Origin of the sequence: Pseudomonas parafulva NBRC 16636 = DSM 17004 (genome assembly GCF_000730645.1) — a bacterium.
Taxonomy (GTDB): domain Bacteria; phylum Pseudomonadota; class Gammaproteobacteria; order Pseudomonadales; family Pseudomonadaceae; genus Aquipseudomonas; species Aquipseudomonas parafulva.
The window spans coordinates 283,409-295,823 of the sequence record NZ_BBIU01000007.1; the positions used below are offsets into that span (position 1 = coordinate 283,409).

11 protein-coding genes are annotated in these 12,415 nt (G+C 63.6%); 5 read left to right on the plus strand and 6 right to left on the minus strand.

The annotated features are described in order from the left end of the window. Positions 1–28 precede the first annotated feature (28 nt). Complete coding sequence (locus tag PPA02S_RS06945; protein ID WP_028633808.1) at positions 29–937, plus strand: LysR family transcriptional regulator; 909 nt, start codon at positions 29–31, stop codon at positions 935–937. Here the strand turns inward: PPA02S_RS06945 and PPA02S_RS06950 are convergent, their stop codons facing one another. From PPA02S_RS06950 to PPA02S_RS06965, 4 genes are all read right to left on the minus strand, one after another. Beyond that, complete coding sequence (locus PPA02S_RS06950; RefSeq protein ID WP_028633807.1) at positions 938–1,456, minus strand: DMT family transporter; 519 nt, start codon at positions 1,454–1,456, stop codon at positions 938–940. 192 nt (positions 1,457–1,648) lie between these two features. After that, positions 1,649–2,938 carry a PQQ-dependent sugar dehydrogenase gene (locus PPA02S_RS06955; RefSeq protein ID WP_028633806.1) on the minus strand — a complete coding sequence of 430 codons (1,290 nt, stop codon included), beginning with the start codon at positions 2,936–2,938 and terminating at the stop codon, positions 1,649–1,651. Then, positions 2,935–3,363 (minus strand): DUF2231 domain-containing protein, encoded by a 429-nt coding sequence (locus tag PPA02S_RS06960; RefSeq protein ID WP_028633805.1) that lies wholly within the window; start codon positions 3,361–3,363, stop codon positions 2,935–2,937. The genes PPA02S_RS06955 and PPA02S_RS06960 overlap by 4 nt, the downstream gene beginning before the upstream one ends. 196 nt (positions 3,364–3,559) lie before the next feature. Continuing rightward, positions 3,560–5,746, minus strand: a complete 2,187-nt coding sequence (locus PPA02S_RS06965) for an OsmC domain/YcaO domain-containing protein (RefSeq protein WP_028633804.1) — start codon at positions 5,744–5,746, stop codon at positions 3,560–3,562. A 264-nt stretch (positions 5,747–6,010) separates the two neighbouring features. Between PPA02S_RS06965 and PPA02S_RS06970 the strand changes: the two genes are divergently transcribed. From PPA02S_RS06970 to PPA02S_RS06980, 3 genes are read left to right on the plus strand one after another with little or no spacing between them, the layout of a single operon-like run. Next, positions 6,011–6,466, plus strand: coding sequence for a (2Fe-2S)-binding protein (locus tag PPA02S_RS06970; RefSeq protein WP_028633803.1), 456 nt, complete (start codon positions 6,011–6,013; stop codon positions 6,464–6,466). After that, complete coding sequence (locus PPA02S_RS06975) at positions 6,466–8,697, plus strand: xanthine dehydrogenase family protein molybdopterin-binding subunit (RefSeq protein ID WP_033728048.1); 2,232 nt, start codon at positions 6,466–6,468, stop codon at positions 8,695–8,697. Before PPA02S_RS06970 ends, PPA02S_RS06975 begins: the two co-directional genes overlap by 1 nt. Before the next feature lie 17 nt (positions 8,698–8,714). Then, entirely contained in the window at positions 8,715–10,058 is a 1,344-nt protein-coding gene (locus PPA02S_RS06980; RefSeq protein WP_028633801.1) for a c-type cytochrome, read from the plus strand. 15 nt (positions 10,059–10,073) lie between these two features. On the opposite strand, the gene PPA02S_RS06985 is transcribed toward PPA02S_RS06980, so the two are convergent. Together PPA02S_RS06985 and PPA02S_RS06990 are read right to left on the minus strand one after the other, a co-directional pair. After that, positions 10,074–10,862 (minus strand): substrate-binding periplasmic protein, encoded by a 789-nt coding sequence (locus PPA02S_RS06985; protein WP_028633800.1) that lies wholly within the window; start codon positions 10,860–10,862, stop codon positions 10,074–10,076. 85 nt (positions 10,863–10,947) lie between these two features. Beyond that, positions 10,948–11,265 (minus strand): hypothetical protein, encoded by a 318-nt coding sequence (locus tag PPA02S_RS06990; RefSeq protein ID WP_028633799.1) that lies wholly within the window; start codon positions 11,263–11,265, stop codon positions 10,948–10,950. Positions 11,266–11,643: 378 nt separating this feature from the next. Here PPA02S_RS06990 and PPA02S_RS06995 point away from each other — a divergent pair, with 378 nt between their 5' ends. Further along, positions 11,644–12,294 (plus strand): TIGR04211 family SH3 domain-containing protein, encoded by a 651-nt coding sequence (locus tag PPA02S_RS06995; RefSeq protein WP_028633798.1) that lies wholly within the window; start codon positions 11,644–11,646, stop codon positions 12,292–12,294. Positions 12,295–12,415: the final 121 nt, after the last annotated feature.

Consider the following 12,415-nt stretch of genomic DNA (forward strand, 5'->3'; position numbering starts at 1 on the left):
ACCTTCACAGCCGATGGCTATTCGCCCCATGGATGAACTTCGCAGAATCGACCTCAACCTGCTGCTGGCCTTGCACGCCCTGCTGAGCGAAAAGCATGTGACGCGCGCAGCCCTGCGCCTGCACCGCAGCCAACCGGCAGTCAGCCACGCCCTCGCCCAACTGCGCAAACACTTCAATGACCCGCTGCTGATACGCCAACAGGGCAAGATGGTGCTCACGTCCCTGGCGCAGACCCTTGAGCAACCGCTGGAAGACGCCTTGGGCAGCCTGAACGGCCTGTTGGCCGCCCCGCATTTCGACCCGGCGCTGGCCCAGCGCCGCTTTCGGCTGTCGTTATCGGACTACGCCTCGCGCATTATCCTCCCGCCGCTGGTACGCCATGTGCGTCGCGTTGCCCCTGGGGTCGACCTGGCCATCAGCCAGGCCAGCCGCGAAACGATGCTTGCCCAGTTGCTGGACGGTGAACTGGACCTGGCACTCGGGCTGTTCCCGGAATTGCCTCAAGCGATCACCGCCCAGGCGTTGTTCCAGGATACCTTCGTCAGCGTGGCAGACCGGCGCGTGCTGCCACCCTCAGGTGGCCTCACACTGAACGACTGGTTAACGCGCCCTCATGTGCTGTTGGCCATGCGCCCGGACGCTTTCGATGAGATCGAGCGCACCCTGGCCGAACAGGGTTTGCGGCGGCGCATTGCCCTGGCCTTGCCGCACTGGAGTGCAGCAGTGGAGGTATTGACGGGCACCGATTTGGTGTTGACTGTGGCCCAGCGTGCCGTGGGGTGCCTGCAACAGCAACCGTCCCTGCAGGCGTTCCCCCCGCCCCTGAACATCGCGTGCTTCGACTACCAGCAGGCGTGGCACACACGCAAGAACAACGACCCGGGCCACCGCTGGCTGCGCGAAAGCGTGTGGGCATGCAGCCAGCCTGGCGCCTGATCAGCCATTGGGCTGTTTGATCACCGTGTCGGTTTTGGGGAGTGGACCTGTAGCCCAGCCACCCTGCACCAACCACACACCGCCCAGAATCAGCAGCAAGCCGGCTACCCGCCCCCAGCCAAGCGGCCTTCCGGCCAGCCCCATCCACCCAAAATGGTCGGCCACCACGGCCATCATTATTTGCCCCGCAACCACCAGCACCAGAAAGCCTGCGGCGCCTAACTTGGGCGTCAGCGCTGCTGCACCGGCCACGTACAAGGCACCCAGCACGCCACCGATCCATAGCCACCAAGGCCCCTGCAGGGCCCTGCCTACCTCTGGTGCCGGCACGCGCAAGATCAACAGTGCCGCAATCACCACGATGCCGCTGACGGTGAGCGACGCGAACGCCCCCCACAACCAATGGCCCAGTGCGCGGCCCGCGGCGGCGTTACCGGCCGCCTGAAACGGCAGCATAGCGCCTGCGAGCACTGCCAAGGCTACCGGCACTGCCACCATGAGCATGGTTTTACTGAACATGACCTTCCTCCATCATCAAACACGTGACGACAGGATGGGGTCATCGATGGGGCTTATGGAAATCGAAACTATGCACGGCTGGCATTCTCCATTTGAATACCGGCTATCATCTGAAGTGGCAGGGATCACATTCAGAACGTTGCATGCCATGGGCAAACCATGGGCATGCAACAAAGGCAATGAATGGCCGTATCAGTTACGCGTTACCCGCCATACGGTATTGGCCAGATCGTCAGCAATGATCAACGCCCCGCGCGGGTCCACGGTCACACCCACTGGCCGCCCTCGAGTCTTGCCATCTTCGCCGCGGAAGCCAGTGGCGAAGTCGATCGGCTCGCCGGCCGGCTTGCCATTGCTGAACGGCACGAAGATCACTTTGTAGCCCACCGGGTTCGGGCGGTTCCAGCTGCCGTGTTCGCCGACGAACACGCCATCGGTGAAGCCTTCGCCCATGGCGGCTGTCGAGAAGTCGACCCCAAGGGCTGCCACGTGCGAGCCCAGGCTGTAGTCCGGTTTGAGGGCTGCGGCAACTTTGGCAGGGTTCTGCGGCCGTACCCGGTCGTCTACATTCTGCCCCCAGTAGCTATAGGGCCAGCCATAGAAACCGCCTTCGCGCACCGAAGTCAGGTAGTCCGGCACCAAGTCGGGGCCCAGTTCGTCACGCTCGTTCACCACAGTCCACAGCTGGCCGGTGCCTGGCTGGATGGTCAGCGCCGTCGGGTTGCGCAGGCCGGTAGCGTATGGGCGGTGGGCACCGGTCTGGGCATCCACCTGCCACACCATGGCGCGGTCGATTTCAACCTCAAGGCCGCGTTCGGTGATGTTGCTGTTAGAGCCGATGCCCACATACAGGTAACGCCCGTCCGGGCTGGCGGTGAGTGCCTTGGTCCAGTGGTGGTTGATCTCGGCGGGGAGGTCGGTGACCTTCGCAGGTGCGCCCTCGGCCTTGGTCTGGCCGTCCTTGTAGTCAAAGCTGACCAGCGCATCCTGGTTGGCCACGTAGACCTTGCCGTTGGCAAAGGCCAGGCCATAAGGGGCGTTGAGGTTTTCGGCAAACACTGTCTGCATTTCATAACGCCCGTCACCATCGGCATCGCGCAGCAGCGTCAGGCGGTTGCCACCCTTGACCTGGGTGTTGCCTTTGGCCTTGATCTGGCTGGCGATCACGTCCTTGGGCTTGAGCTTGGCCGCGCTACCGCCCCGCCCTTCTGCGACCAGGATATCGCCATTGGGCAGCACCAGGGTTTGCCGGGGGATCTTCAGGTCGGTGGCGATGGCCGTGACGCTGAAGCCGTCTGGCACGGTCGGCTTCTGCTGGCCCCACGCAACCGGCTGGGCGATCTTCATGCTCGGCAGCAAGCCGCGCTGGGGTTCAGGCAGTTTTGGGTCCGGGCCATGGGCCTGGGTGGGCTCGCCATCGCCGCCACAAGCGGCCAGCAGCAGCGAAAGGGACAGCAGGCTCAGTGCATGTAGACGTTTCATGCTTCACCTCGTGCGCGCAGGTTGCTCAACCCGAGGAAGGCCGCCACTACGGCAAGCACAGTCACGATCACCGACAGTACCAAGCCCGACGGCATCACAGCCCAGGCATCCTTGGCATGCTCGAACGCATTGACCAAGCCCAGCGCCCAGGTCACCAGCAACAACACGAAATACAGGGTCGGCCGGCCGGCTTTCTGCCGCGCCCGCACCAGGTTGACCAAGGCGAACAGCAACGCCAGCCCGCAGAACACCAGGCCACCGGCGATAAGCCAGGCGGCGAAATTGCTCCACTGGATCTGGTAGCTGTTGTAGTAGGCGATGTCGCTCAGCATGGCGCCAAGGAACAACGGCACGCTGCCTGCCAACAGCAGCGCGTGCAGCGGGCCGGGCCTGCAGCGGTAGAGGGTTTGATCGGTTACGGTCACGGTGCCTCCTTTTCATTCGGTGACCCAGCTCTGACGGGCAAAAGCCCACAGGGGCGCGCAAGGTGCGCTAAACCAATGAGCACCCTGGAGCGGTGATAGTTCACCGCTTCAACCGTTTGAAACATCCTGTAAGAGATTTGCAGCCAATGACCCTCAGCCACGCGGCGCCTGCCCCGCCGCGCGTGGCCTCACACCCTCAGGCCATGCGGGCCCGCGCTGCGTGCAGTTTCTTGTAGCTGTCGAGCAGCCGCAGGTGGCGATCCAGGCCTTCGAGCTTCATGCTGGTCGGGGTCAGGCCGTGGAAGCGTACGCTGCCGTGGACAGACCCCAGTACCGCGTCCATGCGCGCGTCGCCGAACATGCGCCGGAAGTTGGTTTCGAAGTCGGCCATCTCCAGGTCGTCGTCCAGCATCACCTCCAGCACCACGTTCAGGGCCTGGTAAAACAGCCCCCGCTCGACGGTGTTGTCGTTGAACTGCAAGAACGCCTCGACCAACTCCTTGGCATCCTCGAAGCGTTGCACAGCCAGGCAGATAAGCAATTTGAGCTCGAGAATGGTCAGCTGGCCCCACACCGTGTTGTCATCGAACTCCACGCCGATCAGCGTGGTGATGGTGGTGTAGTCATCCACCTCACAGTTGTCCAGGCGCTTGAGCAACAGCTTCAGGGAGCGGTTGTCGAGGCTGTGCAGGTTGAGGATGTCGGCGCGGAAGCTCAGGGCGCGGTTGGTGTTGTCCCAGATCAGGTCTTCCACCGGGTAGATTTCCGAGTACCCAGGCACCAGGATGCGGCAGGCGGTGGCACCGAGGTTATCGTACACCGCCATGTACACCTCCTTGCCCAGGTCGGCCAAGATGCCGAACAGGGTGGCGGCTTCCTGGGCGTTGCAATCCTCGCCCTGGCCCGAGAAGTCCCACTCGACGAATTCGAAGTCGGCCTTGCTGCTGAAGAAGCGCCAGGACACCACACCGCTGGAATCGATGAAGTGTTCGACGAAGTTGTTCGGCTCGGTCAGCGCGTGGCTTTCGAAGGTCGGCTGCGGCAGGTCATTGAGGCCCTCGAAGCTGCGGCCCTGCAGCAGCTCGGTAAGGCTGCGTTCCAGCGCCACCTCCATGCTCGGGTGTGCACCGAACGAGGCGAACACGCCCCCTGTGCGCGGGTTCATCAAGGTCACGCACATCACCGGGAACTCACCCCCGAGCGAGGCATCCTTGACCAGCACCGGGAAGCCCTGGTCCTCCAGCCCCTGGATGCCAGCCACGATGCCGGGGTAACGGGCCAGCACCTCTGCCGGCACATCCGGCAGGCACAGCTCGCCTTCGAGGATCTCCCGCTTCACGGCCCGTTCGAAGATTTCCGACAGGCACTGCACCTGGGCTTCAGCCAGGGTATTGCCTGCGCTCATGCCGTTGCTCAGGAACAGGTTTTCGATCAGGTTGGACGGGAAGTACACCACCTGTTCATCGGACTGGCGCACGAATGGCAGTGAGCAGATGCCCCGCGCCGTGTTACCTGAGTTGGTGTCGTACAGGTGCGAGCCGCGCAGCTCGCCATCGGGGTTGTAGATGGCCAGGCAGTTTTCGTCGAGGATTTCCCCAGGCAGCGCGTCACGCGGGCCGGGCTTGAACCACTGCTCGTTCGGGTAATGCACAAACGGCGCATTGGCGATGTCTTCGCCCCAGAACTGGTCGTTGTAGAAGAAGTTGCAATTCAGGCGCTCGATGAACTCGCCCAGGGCCGAGGCCAGGGCGGCCTCCTTGGTGGCGCCCTTGCCGTTGGTGAAGCACATCGGCGACTGCGCGTCACGCACGTGCAGCGACCAGACGTTGGGCACGATATTGCGCCACGAGGCGATTTCGATCTTCATGCCCAAGCCCGCCAGAATGCCGGACATATTGGCGATGGTCTGTTCCAGCGGCAGGTCCTTGCCGGGGATACGGGTGCTGGTCTGCGCCACCGGCATCAACAGCCCTTGGGCGTCGGCATCCAGGTTGTCCACTACCTCGATGACGAACTCGGGCCCGGTTTGCACCACCTTCTTCACCGTGCAGCGGTCGATGGAACGCAGGATGCCCTGGCGGTCTTTCTCGGAGATGTCTTCGGGCAACTCGACCTGAATCTTGAAGACCTGGTTGTAGCGGTTTTCAGGGTCGACGATGTTGTTCTGCGACAGGCGAATGTTCTCGGTCGGAATGTCGCGGGCCTGGCAGTACAGCTTGACGAAGTAAGCGGCGCACAGGGCCGAGGACGCCAGGAAGTAATCAAACGGCCCCGGCGCCGAGCCGTCCCCTTTGTAGCGGATCGGTTGGTCGGCAATCACCGTGAAGTCGTCGAACTTGGCTTCGAGGCGCAGATTGTCGAGAAAATTGACCTTGATTTCCATGCGGGTTTACCGTGATTTAAACGTGCAGAACAGAATTGCCCGGCATTATCCGGGTTTTCGCCGTGGAAATCCTCCCCGGTACCCGCTGCGCCGCGCCAGGCGGCTTGCGCTTGCGTATTCCGGGGGAATGCTTGCCTGATCCTCTGGACCTGCCTGCTGCTCGGATGGCCGGTCGACACGATGTGCTAGCGTTTGCGGACGGGGGCAACGTACCCCCGGTGTATCTCAGAACAGCGACAGCAACCGATGATGGGCAGGTGAACCATGGAATTACGCATCAACGGCGCGGCCTACCAGGTCGAAGCGCAAGCCGACACGCCCCTGCTGTGGGTGCTCAGGGACGACCTGGGCCTCACCGGCACCAAATATGGCTGTGGCCTGGCCCAGTGCGGGGCGTGCTCGGTACTGGTCGACGGTGTGGTGGTGCGCGCCTGCGTCACGCCAGTGGCGGGTGTGGAGGGCCGCGAAGTGTCCACCATCGAGGCGATCGAGGACGACCCTGTCGGCAAGAAGGTGGTCGCGGCGTGGGTTGAGCACCAGGTGGCCCAATGCGGGTACTGCCAGTCAGGGCAGGTGATGGCGGCGACCGCGCTGCTCAAGCACACCCCTAACCCCAGCAATGAGCAGATCGATGCGGCCATGGTCAACCTGTGCCGCTGCGGCACCTACAACGCCATCCATGCGGCGATGCACGCGCTGGCGCAAGGGGAGAAAGCCTGATGGATACGTTCCCTGAGTTGGCCAAATTGCAGGCTGGCGAAACCGTGAACCTGTCACGCCGGCGTTTTCTTGCCGGTACTGCGGTGGGTGCACTGGTGCTCGGCTTTGGCCTCCCGCTTGGCATCCCTCGCGTGCAGGCAGCCACCCATGCCGAGCGTGGTACCCAGGTGCCCGCGTTTCTGGAGATTCGCCCTGACGGCACGGTGCGCCTGCTGAGCCCGTTCATGGAAGGCGGCCAGGGGCCGTTCACCGCCATGGCGCAGATCGTTGGCGAAGAGCTCGACGTCGACCCCGCCAACTTCGTGGTCGAGAGCGCGCCGCCGGGTGAAGCCTATGTGGTGATGGAGAACGGCATGCGCATCACAGGTGGGAGCATGTCGGTGCGCATGAGCTACCCCACCATGCGCCGCCTTGGCGCCCTCGCCCGGGCCATGCTGCTGCAGGCGGGCGCCGAGAAGCTGGGTGTGCCGTTGGCAGAGCTGTCCACCACCCCGGGTACTGTAGTACATACCACGACCGGGCGATCCATACCCTACGGCGAGCTGGCCGGGCGGGCCATGGACCTACCGGTACCCGACCCCACCACCCTGAAGCTCCGCGACCCGGCCACGTTCCGCTGGATCGGCAAGCCTGTCATGCGCCTGGATGCCCGTGACAAGTCCACCGGCAAGGCCATGTACTGCATCGATATCACCGTCGAGAACATGCTGCACGCCGCTGTCCAGCACGCACCGCGTCTGGGCATGACCGTTGGCGGCCTGCGCAACGAGGCCGAGGTCAAGGCCATGCACGGCGTGCACTCGGTGCATCAGCTGCCAGGGGCCGTGGCGGTGGTCGCCCGGCGCTGGTGGCACGCCAAGCGGGCCGTGGAGGCCCTGCAGGTGGACTGGCAGGAAGCGGCGGCTGGCGCCACCGTGCGCGCGATGCCTGCGGACTTTTCCAGCGACCGCTGGGTAGAGCACTTGGGCGCGACGCAAGGCCCGGCCCGGGATGAAGAGCAGGCGGGCGATTTCGCAGCTACCCTCGGCAGCGCACCAACCAAGGTAGAAGCCAGCTACCACAACCAGTACCTTAACCACGCCCAGTTGGAGCCCCCCTCTGCCTTGGCCCGCTTCAACCCGGACGGCACCCTGGAAGTCTGGTTGCCGAACCAGGCGCCCGACATGTTCCGCGACGACATTGCCAAACGCACGGGCCTGGACGCTAGCCAGATCACTCTGCACTCGCCCCTGCTGGGCGGCTTCTTTGGCCGCCATTTTCTGTATGAGTCCGCCAACCCTTACCCGCAAGCCATCGCGCTGGCCAAAGCGGTCGGCCAGCCGGTGAAACTGATCTGGAGCCGGGAAGAAGAGTTTCTGCGCGACGTGCTGCGCCCGGTTGCTACCGTGAAATTCCGTGCTGCCCTGGATGCCGACGGTATGCCCATAGCCCTGGAGGCGGTCAGCGCCACCGAAGGCCCGACCGAGGCACTGGCGGGCAAGCAGGGCGAGAAGATCGACCCCACGGCGCTTGAGGGGCTGTCGGGCAAGGCCTATGCAATCGCGCACAAGCGCATCGCCCAAGTCTACGTGAAGGGGCCGGCCATGCTCGGTTACTGGCGGTCGGTGGGCAATTCGCTGAACGACTTCTTCTACGAGTCCTTTCTGGACGAGCTGGCCGACAAAGGTGGCAAGGACCCGTTTGAACTGCGCCTGCACCTGCTGCGTGACAACCCGCGCCTGACCCACTTGCTACAAGCCGTGGGCGAGTTGTCTGGCGGCTGGAAGCGCGGGCCGTTCACCGCCGAGGACGGCAGCCGACGGGCGCGGGGCGTGGCCATGGCGTCGCCGTTCGGCTCCGAAGCTGCGGTGATCGCCGAAGTGTCGATCGAGAATGGCCAGGTGAAGGTGCATGACATCTGGCAGGCCATCGACCCTGGCAGCATCGTCAACCCAGCCATCATCGAGCATCAGGTCAATGGCGCCGTGGCGCTGGGCCTTTCACAAACGCTGGTGGAAGAAGCTGTGTATGTGGACGGCATGCCCCGGGCGCGCAATTACGACCTCTATCCGATCCTGCCGCCGTCGCGCATGGCACGGGTGCATGTGCGCATCATCGAGAGCGGCGCGAAGATGGGTGGCATCGGCGAGCCCCCCTTGCCAGCGGTGGCGCCTGCCGTGGCGAACGCGGTTGCCCAGCTCACCGGCAAACGGGTGCGTAGCCTGCCCATGAGCCGCCATACCTTCAGCTGACCGACAAGGACGCCGCGATGACACGTCGTATGAAAACAACCCTTGGCTGGTTGCTGCTGCCCTGTGCAGTGGCCGCGGGCCTGGTGACGTGGTACGTCACCCGTGAGCCGGCCTCGCCTTTTGAACGTACACAGGTAGCCATCGATGACCCGGCCCTGGTAAGCCGAGGCGAATACGTGGCGCGCCTTGGCGACTGCGTGGCCTGCCACAGCCTGCCAGGGCAAAAGCCCTTTGCCGGCGGGCTGGAAATGGCGACGCCACTGGGCGCCATCCATGCCACCAACATCACCCCCGACGCTGACACCGGCATTGGCAGCTACAGCCTGGCGGACTTCGACCGCGCCGTGCGCCAGGGGGTGGCACCGGGTGGGCGACGGCTATACCCGGCCATGCCCTACCCGTCCTACGCCAAGCTCAGCGATGAAGACGTCAAGGCCTTGTATGCGTTCTTCATGCGCAGCGTGCAACCGGCACGCCAGCCCAACCAGGCCAGTAGTATCCCGTGGCCGCTGAACATGCGCTGGCCCATCGCCCTGTGGAACGGCCTGTTCGCTGCCACCGAGCCTTACGCCGACAAACCCGGGCAGGATGCGCTCTGGAACCGGGGTGCCTACATTGTGCAGGGCCCCGGCCACTGCGGCAGCTGCCACACACCCCGCGGGCTGGCGTTCAATGAGAAGGCGCTGGATGACAGCGGCGCACCGTTCCTGGCGGGGGCGCTGCTAGACGGCTGGTATGCGCCAAGCCTGCGCGCCGATCACAACACAGGCCTTGGCCGCTGGAGCGAGGCCGATGTGGTGCAGTTTCTGAAAACGGGGCGTAACCGTCATGCCGTGGTATTCGGCTCCATGACCGAGGCGTTCAACAACTCCACGCAGTTCATGACCGATCAGGACCTGTCAGCCATCGCTCGTTACCTCAAGTCGCTACCGGGCGACCCCGCACGCGATGGGACGCCCTGGCAGTATCAGGATGAGCCTGGTGTCGCTCAGCTCGATCGGCCTGGGGCGCACACTTACGTGACCCGCTGCGCTTCCTGCCACGGCATGGATGGCAAGGGCCAGGGCGAGTGGATGCCACCGCTGGCCGGCGCTACCTCGGCCTTGGCCAAGGAGAACGCTTCAGCCATCAACATCACCCTCAACGGTTCACAGCGCGTGGTGGCTGCCGGCATGCCGGACGCCTACCGGATGCCAGCGTTCAGGGCACAGTTGAGCGATCAGGAGGTTGCCGAGGTACTGAGCTTCGTGCGCAGTGCCTGGGGTAACCATGGCCCGACGGTGGACCCGGCGGCGGTGGCGAAGCTGCGGGACCATACCGACCCGGCCAGCAGCAGCCCGATCATCCTGCAGATGCGGTAGCGAGGCTGCGTTGCCTCATTCCTGCCGTCGCTGCAGGTTCTGCTTCAACAGTTGATCAGGCAGTGCTCCCGCGGTGACCGCCTTCATCTCGCGAGTGAGCGCCTCGATCAATGCGGGTTGATTGCAAGGTGAGGCGCGCGACATCGCCAGATAAAGCCCCTCGCTGGATACAGGCGGCTGCAGCACCAGCAGCTCGCCTTCAATACCCAGCGTGCGGGCCAACGCCATTCCGGGGTATTGCTCGTAAACCACGTAATCACTGCGTTTGTGCACCAGCTTTTCAAATGCCTGCCTGGCGGTGGGCACGGCTTCGAGGGTGAGATATTGCCGGGCGTAGTCATCGAACTGCTGGCCGTGGCTGTTGTTCACCAGCGTGCCGCCTTTGCGCCCCCTCAGGTCGGCCCATTGCCGGTAATCAAAGGTGCCCTCCCGGCGCACCCAGACCACGCTCGGCGTATGGAGGAAGGGGGGCAGCACGAAATCCATCTGCTGCTCACGTGCATCGGTGATGAAATAACCGGCCAACAGGTCGATCCTGCCAGTGCGCACCTCTTCCTGGGCGCGGGACCACGGCCCGCCATACACCACATCGATCTCAAGGCCCAGGCGCTCGGCCAGGTGCTTGACCAGGTCGGCATTGGCGCCGATCAGTTGCTGAGGGTTGGCAGGGTTTCGCCATAGATAAGGGGGGTATTCAGGGTTACCGGTGGCGCTCAATCGCTGGCAGCGCTCGGCCGGCACGACGAAGCCTGGCAGTAATGCCAGGCAAGACAGAAGCAGCATGACGCGGCGAACGCAACGCATGGCCTTCTACCCTCTTCGCTATCTGGGAAAGCAGTTACCGGGCGGGTGAAGCAGCAAAAGCGGCAGGGCCTGGGCGATGCGCGGCTCAGCCCGACAGCTCGGCCCGGGCGCGCTCCGCAGCGCGCTGGAACACCTGGTTGACCTCTTCTGCCTTGGCCTGGGTTACCGACCTGGCAGCCAGTAATTCCTCGACCACGCGCTGGCTCTGCTGCAGCGCCGTGGCCAATTGCTCAGTATCGGAAGCGTCCGCGATATCACCCAGATAGGGAGCGATGAGGTACACGTAACGGTCCTGCAGCTTCAGCGCCTCCAGGGCGTCGAGGGCGGACTGGAACCGGTCGGCAGCATCTGGGCTCATGCTCAGTTTATCGAAATGAATCAGGCTCACACGGTCAGTGGCCATCTAGACGAATCTCCGTTTCCTGGTACAACCCGGGCCGCTGCAAGCAACGTGTCCACGCTGCTCGGGGTTGCAGGCCCAGGTGATGCCGTTCAGGTTAACAGAACGTGACAAAGAAAGGGTCATCCTGCCACCAACTAAAATGACAGTGAGATCCTGCAAGGGATGCCACACGTCTCAAATGGGACTTGAACGAGTCGCTGCCCTGACAATCGTGTGGAAGTCGGCCCCGCCACACATCGCAACATGCTGTAGATATTTCCGAACCCAGTCGCTGAACCAGCTTACAAAAAAAAGGTCTTTGGCTGACGGTCAACCCACCGACCGGTTCACCGGCCCCGTCCCCGGCCTACTTTTGTCCTGTTTCAGCGAAGACTCAAAATGCCCGATTCCCGCCCAACTGCCTACGCCCTCACTGCCCTGCGCAGTGGCCTGTTCGCCGCCACGGTGGCCCTTGCCGTGCCGGCGCATGCCGAAGAGCCTGCCAGCGATGCTCGCTGGGTGAGCGACAGCCTGAGCACCTATGTGCGCAGCGGCCCGACAGACGGTCACCGTATCGTCGGCACCCTCAAGTCTGGCCAGAAACTGACCTTGCTCAGCACCCAGGGTAACTACAGCCAAGTGCGCGGGCAGAACGGCGACGTGGTGTGGATCCTGTCCAGCGACTTGCAGGCGGTACCTGGCCAGGGCGACCGCTTGCCGCAGCTGGATGCGCAGGTTGCGGAGCTTACGGGGCAACTGAAGACCATCGACGACAGCTGGAAAAACCGCGTCCAGGGCATGCAGGAAACCCTCGATTCGCGCAAGCAGCTGGTGGCCGAGCTCGAAGCGCGCAACAAGTCGCTGAGCGAGGAGCTCGACCAGAGCCAGTCGACCTTGCGTGATACGCAGGCAAGGTTGGGCGACGAGAACAAACAGGTGATGATGCGCTACATGGTGTACGGCGGCAGCATCGCCGGTGCCGGCCTGTTGGCGGGCCTGATCCTGCCCGCTCTCACCCGTGGGCGCAAGAAGAACGATCGCTGGTTCTGATGCGAGGCTGGCGAGCCGTGTGCGCTGGTAAGTGGTACCCCTTCTACCAAACGCCCAGTTGCCGTTGCCGTTGATCTTGATCTGCTCTTGATCTGCTCTTGATCTGGCTTTTGATCTTGAG